This is a genomic window from Butyrivibrio sp. WCE2006 (assembly GCF_000701985.1).
GTDB lineage: Bacteria > Bacillota > Clostridia > Lachnospirales > Lachnospiraceae > Butyrivibrio.
Genome location: NZ_JNKH01000018.1, coordinates 1 through 17851 on the forward strand (window position 1 = coordinate 1; position 17851 = coordinate 17851).

Consider the following 17851-nt stretch of genomic DNA (forward strand, 5'->3'; position numbering starts at 1 on the left):
CGCCAGATGCATAAGGCTGGGTAGCCAAGTCCGGAAGGGATAAACGCTGAAGGCATCTAAGCGTGAAGCCCCCCTCAAGATGAGATATCCCTGCATTAGCAGTAAGACCCCTTAGAAACTATGAGGTAGATAGGCACAAGGTGTACGCACGGTAACGTGTTCAGCTGATGTGTACTAATAGGTCGAGGGCTTGTCCAATATGGATATAGAACGAAAAAAGCGGATCAAAGATGAAGTATTCAGTGTTCGGTTTTGAAGGTACGGAAGGTTTGTGAGAACTGCTTCCTTTGCAGCGATTACTGTGTAATTTCTGCCGTGTGGTTATAGTCACATGATGTACGTTTCAAACAGATCTTGGTATGCAAGCATCCCAGAGTCTGTTTGAACCGCACATAGTGCGGTTCAATTTTCCTCAATAGCTCAGTCGGTAGAGCATTCGGCTGTTAACCGAAGTGTCGTAGGTTCGAGTCCTACTTGGGGAGTTCGTTTAACGGAGTTAAACAAAAACATATCCTGTGAGGCAGGAAATATACGGCTCCGTGGTCAAGTGGTTAAGACATCGCCCTTTCACGGCGGTAACACGAGTTCGAGCCTCGTCGGAGTCATTACTATGGTGACTTAGCCAAGTGGTAAGGCGTGGGACTGCAACTCCCTGATCGTCGGTTCAAATCCGTCAGTCACCTTTAAAATAGTCTTAAATGCGTTAGCATTTAAGGCTTTATTTTTATATATGCATAATTTTTTTACAAATATATTTTATTGCGTTGTATAATTTATTTCATACAATATAAAAATTTACATAAGAAATTAAGGAGGGGTATTGGAAATGGAATCAATGGAAGATTTCAAGGATGAGATTGACAGATCTTTTAGACAGATTAAAGAAGGGGATATTTTAACAGGAACAGTAATTGGAGTTGAGGATACATATGTACTTCTTGACATTAAGTATTACACTCAGGGGATTATTAAAGCTGAGGATTTAAGTGATAATCCGAAGTTCAATATTAGAACAGATATATCAGTAGGAGATGAAGTATCTGCGACAGTTATTGCTACAGATGATGGAAATGGAAATATTCTCCTTTCAAAGAAAGAAGCAACACAGGTTCTAGCCTGGGACAAACTTAAGGAATTGCTTGAGAGTAAAGAGAATGTTACTGTTACAATCACAGAAGCAGTGAAGAGCGGTGTAGTATGTTTCCTTGAGGGAATCAGAGCGTTTATTCCTGCATCAAAGCTTTCTCTTAACTATGTGGATGAAGATGCATTAAATGATTTTGTGGGCAAGCAGATTGAAGTAAGAGTAATAACAGCAGATGAAAAGGATAAGAAACTTGTGCTTTCAGCCAGAGAGATTCTGCGTGAAAAAGCAGATGAAGAAAGAGCACAGAAGGTTTCAAATGTACAAGTTGGTCTGGTAACAGAGGGAACAGTTGAGAGTCTTCAGAATTATGGTGCTTTTATAAATCTTGGTAACGGACTTTCAGGATTAGTACATATTTCTCAGATTTCTAATCAGAGAATTGCTCATCCCAGTGCAGTTCTTAAGGTTGGAGATAAAGTAAAAGTAAAGGTAACTGCAATCAAGGATGGAAAACTCAGCCTGAGTATGAAGGCACTTCAGGATATTGCTGCGACCGAGATTACAGAAGAAAAGATCGAGTTTGAGAGTGAAGGTGAAGCAACAACATCTTTGGCAGATCTTTTAAAGAAGGCAGGTTTTTGATAATTACTGATTTTAAATAGCATATTGAACTCATTAAGTGAGGTGAATGTTATGGATGAAAAGATCAGAGAATTAAAAGAATTAGTTGATGGAAGTGATAATATAGTCTTCTTTGGGGGTGCAGGGGTTTCGACTGAGAGTGGAGTTCCTGACTTTAGAAGTGAAGATGGCTTATATCATCAACATTATAAATACCCACCGGAGCAAATGCTCAGTCACAGCTTTTATGTGCGAATGCCAGAGGAGTTTTTCAGATTCTATAAGGATAAACTTCTGGTAAAGGGGATTAAACCGAATAAAGCTCATTTAAAACTCGCAGAACTGGAGAAGCAGGGGAAACTTAAGGCTGTCATTACACAAAACATAGATGGGTTACATCAGGCTGCAGGAAGTAAAGAGGTTCTTGAGCTCCATGGCAGTGTCCACAGAAATTACTGTGAGAGATGTGGAAAATTCTATGATTTTGATTTTATGGCAGAGTGTGAAGGTGTTCCCTATTGCGAGTGTGGCGGCAGAATAAAGCCTGATGTTGTTTTGTATGAAGAAGGCCTCGATATGGATGTTATGAGCAAGGCAGTTAATTATATTGCCAATGCCGATGTCCTTATTATTGGGGGAACCTCTCTTGTTGTATATCCGGCTGCAGGCTTAATAGATTATTATCGTGGACATAAACTTGTATTAATAAATAAGCAGGCTACTACCAGAGATAGTCAGGCGGATCTTGTAATTCAGGGAGCTATTGGAGAGGTTCTTGATCAAATATAAGAATTTTCTATATTGAATATACAGCAATCTACTTCGTAATTTGTTTAAAGATGAGTAAGAGAGTACAAAGCAATCTACTTCGTAATTTGTCTAAAGATGAGCAAGACAGTACACAGTAATATGAGCAACTAATACAAGTTAAATACAGTTTTTTGACAGGGCTTCATTTATATGAAGCCCTGTATGTTGAGAAGTGAAAATATTGAAAACAATAGTCAGTCAATTTAAAAGAAATTCTGACTATCATAAAATGCTTCATTTTTGCTTGCAAGAATTTATATTTTGTGGTAAAGTCTATCTCTGTGATAATTTCCTTGTTACCGTACTGATCACGGTAGCCAGAGACCAAAAGGAGGTAAGAAAGCATGACAAAATATGAGTTAGCCGTTATCGTTAACGCAAAGATCGAAGACGACGCCAGAGCAGCTGCAGTTGACAAGTGCAAGGCTTTGATCGAGAGATTCGGCGGACAGATCACAAATGTTGATGAGTGGGGCAAGAAAAAGCTCGCTTATGAAATCGAGAAGATGAACGAAGGCTTCTACTATTTCATACAGTTTGACGCTGAGCCTACAGCTCCTGCAGATATTGAGAAGCGTGTCCGTATCGTCGATGGCGTCATTCGTTATTTGCTTGTTAAGCAGGACGAGGCCTAAATAGAAAAGGACGAGAAAAATATGAATAAAGTTATACTTATGGGACGTTTAACAAGAGATCCTGAGGTTAGATATTCTCAGGGGGAGAGTTCTCTTGCAATTGCAAGATATACACTTGCAGTAGACAGAAGATTCAGCAGAAACAACCAGGATGGCCAGACTGCAGATTTTATTAACTGCGTAGCTTTTGGCAAGAGTGGAGAGTTTGCTGAGAAGTACTTCAGAAAGGGAACTAAGATTGCCGTCACAGGTCGTATCCAGACTGGTAGCTATACCAATAAGGATGGCCAGAAAGTATACACTACTGAGGTAGTAGTTGAGGATCAGGAGTTTGCAGAGAGCAAAAATGCAAACGGTTCAAATTCCGGATTCTCAGGTAGCGCACCGGCACCGGCTTTTGATGCTCCTGTTAGCAGCAATGCAGGTGATGGTTTCATCAATCTTCCTGATGGAATTGATGAAGAGCTTCCGTTTAATTAATTGATTTAGGTTCATCTTTTTAGAAGATGATGTCAACTGAAATTCGATAAGGAGGTACCACAATGGCTTTCAATAAGTCTGATAGAACCGATTCTCCTGTAAGAAGAAAAGGTGGTATGCACAGAAGAAAGAAAGTTTGTGTTTTCTGTGGAAAAGACAACGTTATTGATTATAAAGATACAGCAAAGCTGAAGAAGTTTGTTTCTGAGAGTGGAAAGATTCTTCCCAGACGTATCACAGGTAACTGTGCTAAGCACCAGAGAGAGCTTACATCAGCTATCAAGCGTGCAAGACATCTTGCACTTATGCCTTACGAGGCAGAGTAACTTTTGTTACTTGAATAATCAAGATTTTTACTGTAAGACACTTTCCAGAAGTAATCTGGAAAGTGTCTTTTTTTCGGTTTTATGTTATTATTAAATGGTATATGGGCGAGTAGTCGCATTAGAGATGGAGAAACAGGTTATGCCGAAAACTAGGATTAAGTTAAAGGGAAAACTAAGAACATTTCTTCGTATTTTTATTTACCTTGGAATATTACTAGCATTTGTAGCGATTGCTGTGTTTACGGTTGATTTCACTGCAGGACTTATAGTGGCAGCTTTTGCAGCACTGTACTTTATGGCGGTCTTATATCTGGATTTTTATAATAAGCCGATCATAATGAATGAACTGGTAAGTTTTGCAACGGAATATGGCCAGATTCAGAGGCGGTTACTAAGGGAATTGGATCTTCCTTATGCCCTTCTGGATGATACTGGGAAAGTAATATGGACGAATGTAGCTTTTGAGAGAGCAACTCATCAGGAAAGAGGATTTAAAAAATCCATTTCGGTGCTTTTTCCGAGTATAACTCCGGAGAAGTTTCCGGTGGGTGATGAAGAAACTCATAATGATGTTGAGTTTGAGGGGAATTTTTATTCATTAAAAATGAGAAAAATTTCCCTTGAAGAAATGGCGGTAAATAGCGATATTATTGATGCTGAAGGATATGAGGGATATCTGATTGCGGTTTATCTGTTTGATGAGACAGCCCTTAGACTTGCAATAAATGAGGTGGATTCTCAGAGTCTTGCTGCCGGTCTGATTTACATTGATAACTATGACGAGGCGTTAGAGAGTGTTGAGGAAGTAAGAAGATCTCTTTTGACCGCTCTTATAGATAGAAAGATAAACAAGTATATAGCTACTTGTGATGGTATTGCTAAGAAGATTGAGAAAGATAAATATTTTGTTGTAATGCCTAAAAAGTCAGCTCAGTACATGAAAGAGGTGCGTTTTGATATCCTTGAGGATGTAAAGACGGTCAATATCGGTAATGAGATGGCTGTTACGCTTAGTATAGGTATTGGAGTAGATGGCCTTTCCTATGCGCAGAACTATGAGTTTGCAAGAAATGCAATAGATGTTGCACTTGGCAGAGGTGGAGACCAGGCGGTAGTCAAGACACCTGAAGAAATCATGTACTTTGGTGGTAAGAGCCAGAAGGTCGAGAAGAGTACCAGAGTTAAAGCCAGAGTTAAAGCACATGCACTTAAGGAAATCATCAACGGTAAGGATACAGTTATCGTCATGGGTCACAGACTTGGTGATGTGGACAGTTTCGGATCTTCCGTAGGTATTTACAGGATTGCCAAAACACTGGACAGAAGATGTCATATAGTTTTGAATGATGTGACAAATTCTATGAAGCCGCTGGTTGATCTTTTTAAGGATAATCCGGAATATGAATCCGATATGATCATTACAAATCAGCAGGCCATAGATATGGCAGGTAACAACGTGGTGCTGGTTGTAGTTGATGTAAATAAACCCAGCATAACAGAGTGTCCTGAGCTTTTGAAATTCTGTAAAACGATCGTTGTTCTGGATCATCACAGACAGGGCACAGAAGTTATAGAAAATGCGACTCTGTCATATGTTGAGCCTTATGCTTCCAGTGCTTGCGAGATGGTTTCAGAGATTCTGCAGTACATTGATGAAACAGTTAAGATTCGCGCGGAGGAAGCTGACAGTATGTATTCAGGAATTGTTGTTGATACAAATAATTTCATGAATAAGGCGGGTGTCAGAACATTCGAGGCTGCTGCATTTCTTAGAAGAAATGGTGCGGATGTCACACGTGTAAGGAAACTTTTCAGAGAGGATGCTACTGAATATAAGGCTAAGGCAGATGCGGTTGGTCAGGCTGAAATCTATCGAGGAGCTTATGCGATTTCAGTATGTTCGACTGAGGAGGTTCAGAGTCCTACGATTGTAGCAGCGCAGGCTGCTAATGAACTGCTTAATATCAAGGGTGTTAAGGCCAGCTTTACATTGACATCATATCAGAATCAGATTTATGTAAGCGCCAGATCAATAGATGAAGTAAATGTGCAGATTATTATGGAGAGACTTGGTGGCGGCGGACATATAAGTTCTGCAGGTTGTCAGTTTGAAGGCGTGAGCCTTGAAGAAGCTAAAAATATGATTAAAAGCCAGCTTGATAGCATGATTGAAGCAGGAGAACTGGCATAACGATAGAAAGAGGAGGATATTATGGAAGTAATATTACTGGAGGATGTTAAATCTCTTGGAAAAAAAGGAGATATAGTTAAAGTTAGTGACGGATATGCGTCAAACTTTATTTTACCTAAGAAGTTGGGAGTAGAGGCTACAAAAGCCAATCTTACTAACCTGAAAAATCATAAGGCTAAGGATGCCAGAGATGCGCAGGCATTACTTGAGAAGATGCAGGAATATGCCAAGGAGATAGAGAAAGTAACAGTTCGTCTTACAATGAAAGCAGGTGAGGGCGGAAGAGTATTCGGTTCAGTTTCTTCTAAGGAGATAGCAACTGAGGCTAAAAAGCAGTTTGGATTTGATATAGATAAGAAAAAGGTTCAGCTTTCAGAGCCTATCCGCACTTTTGGTACTACTGAAGTACCTGTAAAACTTCATCCTCAGGTTACTGCTACACTTAAGGTTTCTGTTACGGAGGCTTGATATGCCTGAAGAGAATATTATACAACGTACCATGCCCAACAGCCTTGAGGCAGAACAGTCCGTGGTTGGTTCGATGATCATTGATAAGGATGCAATTCAGGTTGCATCCGAGATTATTTCCGGGGATGATTTTTATAACAGACAGCTTGGAATGCTGTTTGAAGCCATGGTTGAACTCCACAAGGAAGGAACACCGGTAGATGGTATCACTTTGCAAAATCGTCTCAAGGAGAAAAATGCTCCGCCACAGGTCTATGATATGAACTATATTCTTGGTATGGCTGAGGCTGTGCCAACGTCTGCAAATGTGAAGTTCTATGCGGAGATTGTACATGAAAAGAGTAAGCTAAGAGAGCTTATACATTCCTGCGGAGATATTATAAATAATTGCTACAACGACAATATGGATCTTGCTGATCTTATGACAGATACGGAGAAAGAGATTTTTAGAATTACTCAGCTTAGAAACAGCGGAGAGTTTGTTCCGATCAGTGAAGTTGTTATGAATGCTCTGAATAAAATTGAGCAGGCAAGTAAGATGCAGGGTACCGTTACCGGTTTATCGACTGGCTTTACAGATCTCGATTATAGAACAGCAGGTTTTCAGCCTTCAGATCTGATTCTTATAGCGGCGCGTCCGTCTATGGGTAAGACGGCATTCGTTTTGAACATTGCGCAGCATATGGCATTCCATCAGGACAAAACAGTTGCAGTATTTTCTCTGGAAATGTCAAAGGAGCAGCTTGTAAATCGTTTGATGTCCATGGAATCGCATGTAGATTCCCAGCACATAAGAACCGGTAACATGACGGATATGGATTGGGAGAATCTGATAGAAAGTGCGGATCTTATCGGCAGGTCACATCTGATAATAGATGACACACCGGGTATATCGATTCAGGAGCTCCAGTCTAAATGCAGAAAATATAAAATGGAGCATAACCTTCACATAATTATGATCGACTATCTGCAGCTTATGAGTGGCAGTGGAAAAAGATCTGCGGAATCAAGACAGCAGGAGGTCTCTGAGATATCAAGAGCATTGAAGGCATTGGCCCGTGAGCTTAATGTTCCTGTAGTGGCATTGTCGCAGCTATCCCGAGCAGTAGAGTCAAGACCGGATCACAGACCGATGATGTCTGACCTTCGTGAGTCAGGTGCGATTGAGCAGGATGCCGACATGGTAATGTTTATTTATCGTGATGATTATTACAATAAAGATACGGATCGTAAGGGAATATCAGAGATAATTATAGCTAAACAGAGAAATGGTCCGATAGGAACGGTTGAGCTCGCATGGTTGCCCGAATTTACTAAGTTCGCAAATCTTGAGCCTTCAAGGAAGAATAATTTCGACGAGTAAAAATTAAATAAATCGAAGAATAAAATAATAAATAAAAAAGGTGCAGTTTCACGATTTAAAATCGGAAGCTGCACCTTTGTCATTTTACTTGTCTCAACCCTGAGAAATAGCAGAAACAGGGCACTGAGCTGCACATGAACCGCAATCGATGCATGTATCAGGATCGATGTTGAACTGAGTATCTCCCTGAGAAATAGCAGAAACAGGGCACTGACCTGCGCATGATCCGCAGCTGATGCAAGAATCACTAATAACGTATGCCATATTAAAAATCTCCTTCCTGAAATAAAAAGTTAGTAATAATTAAAACGATTGGAATTTGCCGTTTCCAATCTTTATCACCTACTACAACGAATATGATAATATAATTGAAAATATTTCGCAAGCAATTTAACGATAACTTTTATCAACGATTTGGTTGTTTATAAAAGATTTATTTTTTTTATTTTTTCGTAATTTTGTTTATAAAAATTATCAGTCTGATGTAGCTGCAAATGGCGTGATTTCGTTGACTTTGGTAAATCACAATGTTAGAATTTAAATTGCGCCTAGTGCGTACATTAGCGATTTTACGGCATAGGTGTGTAAAAGCTTAACATGCCTATCCTGAGAATCATTATTAATCTTATATTAGGTAGGAGGAATAAAAATGGCAAGAAACATGAAAACCATGGACGGCAACGAGGCTGCGGCTTATGCTTCATATGCATTTACCGAAGTTGCAGCCATGTACCCGATCACACCTTCATCAGTTATGCCTGAGCATGTTGATGAGTGGGCAACTGCCGGTAAGAAGAATATCTTCGGCCGCACAGTACAGATCACAGAAATGCAGTCAGAGGCAGGTGCAGCAGGTGCTGTACACGGATCTCTTGTAGCAGGTGCACTTACATCTACTTATACTGCATCACAGGGACTTCTTCTTATGATCCCTGACATCTACAAGGTAGCTGGTGAGCGTCTTCCCGGTGTGTTCAATGTATCAGCTCGTTGCGTAGCTTCACATGCGCTGAACATTTTCGGTGATCATTCTGACGTCTATGCATGTCGCCAGACAGGTGCAGCAATGCTCTGCAGCTCAAGCGTACAGGAGGTTATGGATCTTACACCTGTATCTTACATGGCTGCTATTGAGGGCAAGCTCCCCTTCATTAACTTCTTTGATGGTTTCCGTACATCACACGAAATCCAGAAGATCGAAGTTTGGGATTACAAGGATCTCGATGAGATGGTAAATCACGAGGCAATTGATGAGTTCAAGGCTAATGCTCTTAACCCGAATCATCCTCGTCAGATGGGTTCAGCTCAGAACCCTGATATCTTCTTCCAGGCAAGAGAAGCTTGCAACACAGGTTATGATGAGCTTCCTGCAATTGTTCAGAAGTACATGGACAAGGTTAATGCTAAGCTTGGAACAGATTACAAGCTCTTTAACTACTACGGAGATGCTAATGCTGAGACTATCATCATTGCTATGGGTTCCGTAAACGATACAATCGAAGAGACTATTGATTATCTTGCAAAGCAGGGTCAGAAGGTCGGTGTTGTAAAGGTTAGACTTTATCGTCCTTTCGATGCTAAGGCACTTGTTGATGTTATCCCTGCAAGCGTTAAGAGAATTGCAGTTCTTGACAGAACAAAGGAGCCCGGTTCTTACCGTGAGCCTCTTGCTCTTGATGTTATTGCAGCTCTTAAGGGCACAAAGTTTGAGTCAGTTCCTGTAATGTGTGGACGTTATGGTCTTGGTTCTAAGGATACAACTCCTGAGCAGATCGTTGCTGTTTACAACAATACAGATAAAGAGCAGTTTACAATCGGTATCAACGATGATGTAACACATCTTTCACTTGATGCAGGTGCTCCCCTTGTTACAACTCCTGAGGGAACAACAAACTGTAAGTTCTGGGGTCTTGGTGCTGATGGTACTGTTGGTGCTAACAAGAACTCTATCAAGATCATTGGTGATAACACAGATATGTATGCTCAGGCATACTTTGATTATGACTCTAAGAAGTCAGGCGGTGTTACAATGTCTCACCTTAGATTTGGTAAGACTCCTATCAAGTCAACTTACCTTATCAAGAAGGCTAACTTTGTAGCTTGCCACAATCCTTCATACATCCGCAAGTTCAACATGGTTCAGGAACTTGTTGATGGAGGTTCATTCCTTCTTAACTGCCCTTGGACAGTAGATCAGCTTGAGACTGAGATTCCCGGACAGGTTAAGAAGTTCATGTACGACCACAAGATCAACTTCTACATCATGAACGGTTCTAAGATCGGTGTTGAAGTAGGTATGGGTCCTACAAGAATTAACACAATCCTTCAGTCTGCATTCTTCAACATCACAAAGATCATTCCTGAAGAAGATGCTATCAAATTCATGAAGGATGCTGCTCAGAAGACATACGGCCGTAAGGGTGAAGATGTTGTTAAGAAGAACTGGGCTGCTATCGATGCCGGTGCTGATCCGAAGAACCTCATCAAGGTTGAGATTCCGGAGAGCTGGAAAGATGCTAAGGATGAAGGCCTTGAGTTCGTAGAAGCTAAGGGCGATCGTAAGGACGTTGTTGATTTCGTTAACAACATCCAGAGCAAGGTTAATTCTCAGGAAGGTAACACTCTTAAGGTTTCAGACCTTCTTCCTTATGTTGATGGTTCTACACCTAGTGGATCAGCTGCATTCGAGAAGAGAGGTATTGCAGTTAACGTTCCGAAGTGGGATGCTACAAAGTGCGTAGAGTGTGGTTTCTGCTCACTTGTTTGTCCTCACGCTGCAATCAGAACAGTTGCTCTTACAGATGAAGAAGTTGCTAACGCTCCTGAAGGACTTCAGACAAAGGATCTCAACGGAGTTCCCGGATACAAGTTCTCAGTTGTTATCTCTGCACTTGATTGTACAGGATGCGGCTCTTGTGCTAATGTCTGCGTAGGTAATAAGGCAGGCGAGACACTTAAGATGGGCGCTATCGCTGACAACAAGGATGAGCAGAAGTACTTCGACTATGCTGTTAAGACTCCTGTTAAGACAGAAGTTGTTGAGAAGCTTAAAGAGACAACAATCAGAGGTTCACAGTTCAAGCAGCCTCTCCTTGAGTTCTCAGGCGCTTGCGCAGGTTGTGGTGAGACACCTTATGTTAAGCTTGTTACTCAGCTCTTTGGTGACAGAATGTATGTTGCTAATGCTACAGGATGTACATCAATCTGGGGTAACTCCTCACCTTCAACACCTTACACAGTAAATGCTAAGGGTCAGGGTCCTGCATGGGATAACTCCCTGTTCGAAGATAACGCTGAGTTTGGTTTCGGTATGGTTCTTGCACAGAACGCACTCCGTGACGCTATTAAGGAGAAGGTAGAAGAGATCGTTGCAGCTGGCGGTTCTGCAAAGGATGCAGCTCAGAAGTATCTCGATACATTCACAAATGGCGCAACAAACACAGCTGCTACAGAAGAGCTCGTTGCTGCACTTGCAGGCGACAACTCAGATGCTGCTAAGTATGTTGTTAAGAATAAGGACTTTGCTGCTAAGAAGTCACAGTGGATCTTCGGTGGTGACGGATGGGCATTCGATATCGGATTCGGTGGTCTCGATCACGTACTTGCTTCCGGTAAGGATGTAAACGTTCTCGTTGTTAACACTGAGGTTTACTCAAATACAGGTGGACAGTCTTCTAAGGCTACTCCTACAGGTGCTGTTGCACAGTTCGCTGCAGGCGGTAAGGAAATCAAGCAGAAGGATCTTGCTTCTATCGCAATGAGCTATGGTTATGTATACGTTGCTCAGATCGCTATGGGTGCTGATATGAATCAGACACTTAAGGCAATTGCAGAGGCTGAGGCTTATCCGGGACCTTCACTTATCATCGCTTATGCTCCTTGTATCAACCAGGGTCTTAAGGCCGGCATGAACAAGGTTATGGACGAAGAGAAGAAGGCAGTTGCTACAGGATACTGGCATATGTTCAGATTCAATCCTGCTGCAGAGCAGAAGTTCTCACTTGACAGCAAGGCTCCTACAGAAGAGTATCAGGACTTCCTTGATGGTGAGGTTAGATACCTTTCACTCAAGCTCAAGAATCCTGAGAGAGCACAGAAGCTGTATGCTAAGTCTAAGGAGAACGCTCAGGAGCGTCTCGACTACCTGAACAAGCTTGTTACTCTTTACTCAAAGTAATTTGAGCAATTAGCTAATAAAATATAATTAAAGGCTTCGGAAAGAAATTTCCGGAGCCTTTTTTATTTAATAGGAATTTTCAGCACATATTCTATTGTTTTATAAAAAAAGGACCGCGCACTTAATTAGTACACAGTCCTTGGTGTTAAATCTGAGATAATTTCTGAATAGCGTCATCTTTAATGATTACAGTGTAGTGCTCATCCAGGAATTGTTCACTTATTGAATTGGATGACTCTGACTTGCCATATTCTGATAAAAGTGTGCAGAGCTTCTGAAGTGTAGCTGCTGATTCATTATCGGGATGAATCAGAAGATATATTTTTCCGTCAGAGTCGCTCTTATATAAAGTATTCCTCACAGACACAGAAATTCTGTTAAGTGAAGCAAATTGCATTACATCATGCATGGAACCAAATGAGAAAAGGAAAAATGGATCAACAGATGTTTTGCCAATGGTACCGCTTAACTTGGATTTTTGTGTACTTTCATTACCAAGTACCTGATCTATGAGCTCAGAATCAGTAGCAGATTCGTTTTTAATACGCTGGAAAAGATCCATGACATCTTCATCATTATCACTGCCTGGATCAGAACCTGAAACTTCACTCTGCAGTGATGGTGAGAAGTTTGCAAAACGAGTGTCAAGCTCCTCCGGATCTTCTACTTTAGTTATAATAAGAACAATGCACTCGGAATTTATCGGAACGGCTTCAATCATAAGCGGAATATCCTCCGCGTCAAATCCAAATTGATAATTCGCCTGCTGCATCATATCGCGAAACAGGTCTTTGGCTTTATCTGTTCCATATGCAAGTTCGCTTATCTTAAGCTCTCTGCTTGCAAGATCTTCCTTAGTAAGTGTGCATCGAATCTGATAATCATTAACGCGTTCGATTTTCATGCGATGCCCTCCATATAAAAATAGTTATGGTTATTAAATGTTAAATGAAACAACATCATGTGTCAATAGATGTATCGGTAAGTTTTTGAAAATTGTTGATGTAGATTATATTAAAATTCTGAGAGAAAATCCGGTCATAAAATAATAAAAAATGAAATAAAGGCTTGACAATGTTATTGAAGTGATATATATTACATACTCGTGGTGCCTCTGTAAAGAGTATCAGGGAGGAGGCATGCAACACAACAGTTTAATATTTTAAATGTTCCACAAGGTCTTTGTGGAATGTCTTACAAGATCAACCGAGTTTCTCGGAAGAAATCACAAAAAATACCTGTTTTTAATTTCTATATACTTATCAAACAAACAATTAATTAACTTGCAGGAATTATTTTGCGTAAAAAATGAAGTTTGTGATACAGCAGAGGCACCAGTGCCTGTTTGCGGCGAATTTCACTATTTTGATTTCTTTGATTCCCTTTTACAAAACTCAGACTTTGAAAGCAGCTTAGGAGATTATCACAAAGGTAAACCCTTATGTAACATAGCAATTACTCCTTTTGAATCTGAAGTTAGGTAAAATAGAATTTCAGTTAAAAATTTAAATACATGGAATATAAAAATGGCAGGCCCCACCGCCAAAGATGATATGCCGGAATAAGACACCAAATAATATCATCACAGGGAAGAAAGAAAATGTCTATAAATAGTAATCGCCGCAAGTGGCAAAATATAATAAGGCTACATTTCACTAGTTATGGGATTTGTGGTAAAATAATGGGCGATTGGAAGGAGTCGGCAATTAATGAAGAAAAAGATTAAACCGGTGATTTTCATAATCGCCCTTATTATAATTATTGGACTGATTTACGGAGGTCAGATTTTATATGAGCACTTTTCCTATTCAAGGGAGAAGGCAGATTTAAATGATTATTATAATCTGACAGATCCTACCCAGGCTGTTTTGTTTGTGGATGATGAGCTTAAGGAAGAGAAGGCAAGCTGTTTTAACGGGGCTTTCTATCTTGATTTCGATCTGGTAAAAGAATATGTAAGCAATAGATTTTACTTTGGAAAAGCTGATGGCATATTGGTTTATACAGGACCGAATGAAATATATACTTCTGGGATAGGCACAACCACAGTCACGACATCTGATGGCACTTCTGAGGACCTTGGATATACGGTATCCATGCTTGATGGAGATAGGCTTTATGTGGCTGTTCAATATCTTAGAAGATATACAGACATGTCATTTGAGAGCTATATGGATGAAGGGCCTGCAAGGATAAGGATCTTTACTGGCAAAGGAACTGAGGTACAGACAGGTACTCTGAAGAAATCCATTGCTATAAGAAAGCTTGGCGGAAGAAAAAGCGAAATAGTAGCTACGGTTCCGGCAGAGCAGGTTACTGTTGTAGAGCAGATGGAAGAATGGTCCAGAGTTGTTTCTTCAACGGGACATATCGGATATGTTGAGAATAAGAATCTAAAGGACATTGGGCCTACTATTTTAAGTGGTTCACCTGCTGAAATAGACCTTGGTGAGTATACTTCCATAAAAACTGATGGAAAAATCAATCTTGGATTCCATCCAATTGGCGGTATTGCAGGTAACGAGACCGTTTCAGGAGTTATAGAACAGGCAAAGAGTCTGAATATAATAGCGCCTACATGGTTTTCACTCTCTGATACTGAGGGCAATATTTCAAGCTATGCTACAAATGACTACATAACGACGGCTCATGCAAACGGATTACAGGTATGGGCAGTTGTTGACAACTTTAATAATGAAAACAGGCCTGAGACAGAAGCTGTATTATCAAGGGCATCATCACGTGCCAACCTTATCGCAAATCTTTTGCAGAAGCAGGCAGAGTATGGCTTCGAAGGAATAAATGTAGATTTTGAGCTTATCAGTGATAGTTATGCGGATTCTTATCTGGAGTTTTTGCGTGAGCTTTCTGTAGCATGCAGAAGGAATCATATCATTCTTTCAATAGATAATTATGTTCCAATGAATTTTAATGATTATTATGATCTGACGGAGCAGGGAATAATTTCTGACTACGTTATTATAATGGGATATGATGAGCACTACGCCGGATCTGAAGAGGCCGGGTCAGTGGCATCTATTGGATATGTTCAGAATGGTATAAACAAGGCACTTGAAGAAGTACCTGCTGACAAGCTTGTAAATGCTATACCTTTTTATGCAAGACTCTGGATTACAAGCGGAGGTGAGCTTTCCAGCAAAGCAATACATATGAGCGCACTAGCTAATATCATCTCAGAATATGGTATGGAGATGAAATGGGATGAAGAGACCTGCCAGAATTATGGAGAGGTTACTGCTTCAAACGGTGATTTCTATCAGCTGTGGAGTGAGGATGCAAGCTCAATAGAGACTAAGCTTAATGTTATGAAAAGCGCAAATATTGCAGGTGTAGCTGAATGGGCACTTGGATTTGAGTCTGCTGATATCTGGGATGTAATTGCGAATTACCTGAATTCCTGATACATAAGCAAATGGCAATTAAATTAGTTTTATATAGAAGAAGTAATAAATGGAAACAATAGTTGAGATAATTGATGAAAATAATATAGATGATAAAGCTCTTGCTGTTTTAAAGAAGGCAGGGGATATTCTTAAGAACGGAGGACTTGTAGCTTTTCCTACAGAAACTGTGTATGGACTTGGCGGGGATGCCCTTAATCCTGAGTCCTCAAAGAAGATTTACGCAGCAAAGGGCAGACCTTCTGATAATCCGCTTATAGTTCATGTGGCGGATATGGAGTCATTAAAGAAGATAGTTGATAATATTCCTGATGCAGCGTATAAGCTTGCTGATGTACTGTGGCCAGGACCTCTTACCATGATCATGAATAAATCGGATGCTGTTCCGTATGAGACTACAGGTGGTCTGAATACGGTTGCTATAAGAATGCCAAGTAATAAAATTGCTGCAGAACTGATCAGGCAGGCGGGAGGCTATATAGCAGCACCGAGTGCCAATATCTCGGGAAGACCAAGCCCCACTGAAGCTAAGTACTGTATTGAGGATCTTGACGGAAGAGTTGAGATGATAATTGATGGAGGTTCTGTAGGAATAGGACTTGAATCAACGATCATTGATCTTACTGTTGATACACCGATGATATTAAGACCCGGATATGTCACACAAAAAATGCTTGAGGATATACTTGGTGGTGTCAGCATTGATAAGACAATTCTTAGTGCAACCAGCGGAGTAAAGCCCAAAGCACCGGGAATGAAATACAGACATTACGCACCTAAGGGCGAGCTGACTATTGTGGAAGGTAAGCCTGAAGCAGTTACGGCATTTATAAATGAACAGACCGGGCAGCACAGCGCTAATGGAGAAAAATGTGGAGTTATAGCTACAACAGAGACTTTTTCTTTATACAAAGCTGATGTTGTAAAATGTGCCGGTGGCAGGGATGATGAAGAAGAGATAGCAAGAAATCTTTTCAGAATACTGAGAGAGTTTGATGATGAGAACGTGGACTGTATGTTTTCCGAAGCATTCGATGAGAATGGCATAGGACAGGCGATAATGAACAGGCTTTTAAAGGCAGCAGGACACAGAGTTATTAAGGTTTAAGTTATAAGGAAAACATAGGCTTTAATATAATAGTACATAATTCCTGAATGTATTTTTTATCTTACATTCAAGAAATATAAAAATACAGAGGAGTAGATGAAAAAATGATAGCATTAGGAAGTGACCATGGCGGATTTGACATTAAGCAGGTAGTAATTGAGCACCTGAAGGAGAGAGGAATTGAGTACAAGGATTTTGGTACTTATGATAAAAATTCCTGCGATTATCCTATTTTTGGTAAGGCAGCAGCAGAGGCTGTTGCAAGCGGTGAGTGTGAGAAAGGCATAGTAATATGCACAACAGGAATTGGCATTTCAATTGTGGCAAATAAGGTAAAGGGTGTACGCTGCGCACTTTGCAGTGAGCCTCACTCTGCAAGACTTACAAGAGAGCACAATGATGCTAATGTTCTGGCTATGGGTGGTGCACTTATCGGTCCCGATATGGCAATAGATATTGTTGATACTTTCCTTGATACAGAGTTTTCTGGTCTTGAGAAACACGTAAGGAGAATCTCCGAAATTTCTGATATGGAGCAGTAATTGCACTTGTTATTAGAGCCTAGTACCGTCCATGAACGCAGTGAGTGGGTAACGGTACTGGCATCCGAACGGACTATGTCAGATAATAAACTATCGTTATTAGAGGAGGAGAAAGGGGATGAGAGTATGAAAAGAGAAGATTACATATCCTGGGATGAGTATTTCATGGGTGTTGCAAAGCTTGCTGCCATGAGATCCAAAGATCCCAATACTCAGGTTGGAACCTGCATTGTGAGTCAGGATAATAAAATTTTGTCCATGGGTTACAATGGATTTCCTATTGGATGTGATGATGATATTTTTCCCTGGGAGAGAGATGGCGAAGATGAGCTTGCAACAAAATACCCCTTTGTTACTCACAGCGAGCTCAATGCAATCTTAAATTACAGGGGCGGAAGCTTAGATGGTGCAAAACTTTATGTATCGCTGTTTCCTTGTAATGAATGTGCTAAGGCAATCATTCAGGCAGGAATAAAAGAAGTTGTTTATGACAGCGATAAGTACAGCACATCTGCAGCCACAAGGGCTTCAAAGAAAATGTTTGATGCTGCAGGAGTAAAGTATACGGCCTATAGCAGAACAGGAAAAAATATTCATATAGAGATTTGATAGAGGAAGTGT

Annotated in this window: 15 protein-coding genes, 3 tRNA genes and 1 rRNA gene; 17 read left to right on the forward strand and 2 right to left on the reverse strand. The window is 40.5% G+C overall.

Annotated features, from left to right (window positions below):
- The 12 genes from T501_RS11975 to dnaB form a co-directional block, all read left to right on the forward strand.
- Nucleotides 1-198 (forward strand): 23S ribosomal RNA (locus T501_RS11975); the annotation flags it as partial.
- A 211-nt stretch (nucleotides 199-409) separates the two neighbouring features.
- Nucleotides 410-482 (forward strand) — tRNA-Asn (locus T501_RS11980).
- Nucleotides 483-533: 51 nt separating this feature from the next.
- Nucleotides 534-605 (forward strand) — tRNA-Glu (locus T501_RS11985).
- A 7-nt stretch (nucleotides 606-612) separates the two neighbouring features.
- A tRNA-Cys gene (locus tag T501_RS11990) sits at nucleotides 613-683 on the forward strand.
- A gap of 143 nt (nucleotides 684-826) precedes the next feature.
- Complete coding sequence (locus T501_RS11995; RefSeq protein ID WP_026509635.1) at nucleotides 827-1729, forward strand: S1 RNA-binding domain-containing protein; 903 nt, start codon at nucleotides 827-829, stop codon at nucleotides 1727-1729.
- 51 nt (nucleotides 1730-1780) lie between these two features.
- Entirely contained in the window at nucleotides 1781-2497 is a 717-nt protein-coding gene (locus T501_RS12000) for an NAD-dependent protein deacylase (protein ID WP_044915057.1), read from the forward strand.
- A gap of 365 nt (nucleotides 2498-2862) precedes the next feature.
- Nucleotides 2863-3153, forward strand: a complete 291-nt coding sequence (gene rpsF / locus T501_RS12005; RefSeq protein WP_026509632.1) for a 30S ribosomal protein S6 — start codon at nucleotides 2863-2865, stop codon at nucleotides 3151-3153.
- A 21-nt stretch (nucleotides 3154-3174) separates the two neighbouring features.
- Nucleotides 3175-3633 carry a single-stranded DNA-binding protein gene (locus T501_RS12010; RefSeq protein WP_044915058.1) on the forward strand — a complete coding sequence of 153 codons (459 nt, stop codon included), beginning with the start codon at nucleotides 3175-3177 and terminating at the stop codon, nucleotides 3631-3633.
- A 62-nt stretch (nucleotides 3634-3695) separates the two neighbouring features.
- Complete coding sequence (rpsR, locus tag T501_RS12015) at nucleotides 3696-3959, forward strand: 30S ribosomal protein S18 (RefSeq protein ID WP_022763528.1); 264 nt, start codon at nucleotides 3696-3698, stop codon at nucleotides 3957-3959.
- 139 nt (nucleotides 3960-4098) lie between these two features.
- Nucleotides 4099-6150, forward strand: a complete 2052-nt coding sequence (locus T501_RS12020; RefSeq protein WP_044915060.1) for a DHH family phosphoesterase — start codon at nucleotides 4099-4101, stop codon at nucleotides 6148-6150.
- A 21-nt stretch (nucleotides 6151-6171) separates the two neighbouring features.
- Nucleotides 6172-6618, forward strand: coding sequence for a 50S ribosomal protein L9 (rplI, locus tag T501_RS12025; protein WP_026509629.1), 447 nt, complete (start codon nucleotides 6172-6174; stop codon nucleotides 6616-6618).
- Nucleotide 6619: 1 nt separating this feature from the next.
- Entirely contained in the window at nucleotides 6620-7981 is a 1362-nt protein-coding gene (gene dnaB, locus T501_RS12030) for a replicative DNA helicase (RefSeq protein WP_026509628.1), read from the forward strand.
- Nucleotides 7982-8074: 93 nt separating this feature from the next.
- On the opposite strand, the gene T501_RS12035 is transcribed toward dnaB, so the two are convergent.
- Nucleotides 8075-8245 carry a DUF362 domain-containing protein gene (locus tag T501_RS12035; RefSeq protein ID WP_026496855.1) on the reverse strand — a complete coding sequence of 57 codons (171 nt, stop codon included), beginning with the start codon at nucleotides 8243-8245 and terminating at the stop codon, nucleotides 8075-8077.
- Nucleotides 8246-8630: 385 nt separating this feature from the next.
- Here T501_RS12035 and nifJ point away from each other — a divergent pair, with 385 nt between their 5' ends.
- The gene (gene nifJ / locus T501_RS12040) at nucleotides 8631-12158 is read left to right on the forward strand and encodes a pyruvate:ferredoxin (flavodoxin) oxidoreductase (RefSeq protein ID WP_044915061.1); all 3528 of its coding nucleotides are present in this window, start codon (nucleotides 8631-8633) and stop codon (nucleotides 12156-12158) included.
- A 145-nt stretch (nucleotides 12159-12303) separates the two neighbouring features.
- Here the strand turns inward: nifJ and T501_RS12045 are convergent, their stop codons facing one another.
- Nucleotides 12304-13062, reverse strand: a complete 759-nt coding sequence (locus T501_RS12045) for an adaptor protein MecA (RefSeq protein ID WP_044915062.1) — start codon at nucleotides 13060-13062, stop codon at nucleotides 12304-12306.
- A gap of 805 nt (nucleotides 13063-13867) precedes the next feature.
- Between T501_RS12045 and T501_RS12055 the strand changes: the two genes are divergently transcribed.
- The 4 genes from T501_RS12055 to T501_RS12070 all read left to right on the forward strand — a co-directional run bounded on the left by T501_RS12055 (nucleotide 13868) and on the right by T501_RS12070 (nucleotide 17839).
- A complete protein-coding gene (locus tag T501_RS12055; RefSeq protein WP_044915063.1) occupies nucleotides 13868-15580 on the forward strand; it encodes a glycosyl hydrolase family 18 protein in 1713 nt (570 codons plus the stop codon).
- Nucleotides 15581-15629: 49 nt separating this feature from the next.
- Nucleotides 15630-16688 (forward strand): L-threonylcarbamoyladenylate synthase, encoded by a 1059-nt coding sequence (locus tag T501_RS12060; RefSeq protein ID WP_044915064.1) that lies wholly within the window; start codon nucleotides 15630-15632, stop codon nucleotides 16686-16688.
- Between the two features lie 104 nt (nucleotides 16689-16792).
- Nucleotides 16793-17230 (forward strand): ribose 5-phosphate isomerase B, encoded by a 438-nt coding sequence (gene rpiB / locus T501_RS12065; RefSeq protein WP_026509622.1) that lies wholly within the window; start codon nucleotides 16793-16795, stop codon nucleotides 17228-17230.
- Nucleotides 17231-17356: 126 nt separating this feature from the next.
- Nucleotides 17357-17839: a deoxycytidylate deaminase gene (locus tag T501_RS12070; RefSeq protein ID WP_026509621.1), complete on the forward strand. Its 483-nt coding sequence runs from the start codon at nucleotides 17357-17359 to the stop codon at nucleotides 17837-17839.
- The last annotated feature ends 12 nt before the right edge of the window (nucleotides 17840-17851 follow it).

Bases quoted from the DNA above. Each gene is read 5' to 3' on its own strand.
- rpiB (WP_026509622.1), top strand. From the start codon at position 16,793: ATGATAGCATTAGGAAGTGACCATGGCGGATTTGACATTAAGCAGGTA.
- T501_RS12035 (WP_026496855.1), bottom strand. From the start codon at position 8,245: ATGGCATACGTTATTAGTGATTCTTGCATCAGCTGCGGATCATGCGCA.
- T501_RS12000 (WP_044915057.1), top strand. From the start codon at position 1,781: ATGGATGAAAAGATCAGAGAATTAAAAGAATTAGTTGATGGAAGTGAT.
- rplI (WP_026509629.1), top strand. From the start codon at position 6,172: ATGGAAGTAATATTACTGGAGGATGTTAAATCTCTTGGAAAAAAAGGA.
- T501_RS12010 (WP_044915058.1), top strand. From the start codon at position 3,175: ATGAATAAAGTTATACTTATGGGACGTTTAACAAGAGATCCTGAGGTT.
- T501_RS11995 (WP_026509635.1), top strand. From the start codon at position 827: ATGGAATCAATGGAAGATTTCAAGGATGAGATTGACAGATCTTTTAGA.
- T501_RS12070 (WP_026509621.1), top strand. From the start codon at position 17,357: ATGAAAAGAGAAGATTACATATCCTGGGATGAGTATTTCATGGGTGTT.
- T501_RS12055 (WP_044915063.1), top strand. From the start codon at position 13,868: ATGAAGAAAAAGATTAAACCGGTGATTTTCATAATCGCCCTTATTATA.
- nifJ (WP_044915061.1), top strand. From the start codon at position 8,631: ATGGCAAGAAACATGAAAACCATGGACGGCAACGAGGCTGCGGCTTAT.
- dnaB (WP_026509628.1), top strand. From the start codon at position 6,620: ATGCCTGAAGAGAATATTATACAACGTACCATGCCCAACAGCCTTGAG.
- T501_RS12045 (WP_044915062.1), bottom strand. From the start codon at position 13,062: ATGAAAATCGAACGCGTTAATGATTATCAGATTCGATGCACACTTACT.
- T501_RS12060 (WP_044915064.1), top strand. From the start codon at position 15,630: ATGGAAACAATAGTTGAGATAATTGATGAAAATAATATAGATGATAAA.
- T501_RS12020 (WP_044915060.1), top strand. From the start codon at position 4,099: ATGCCGAAAACTAGGATTAAGTTAAAGGGAAAACTAAGAACATTTCTT.
- rpsR (WP_022763528.1), top strand. From the start codon at position 3,696: ATGGCTTTCAATAAGTCTGATAGAACCGATTCTCCTGTAAGAAGAAAA.
- rpsF (WP_026509632.1), top strand. From the start codon at position 2,863: ATGACAAAATATGAGTTAGCCGTTATCGTTAACGCAAAGATCGAAGAC.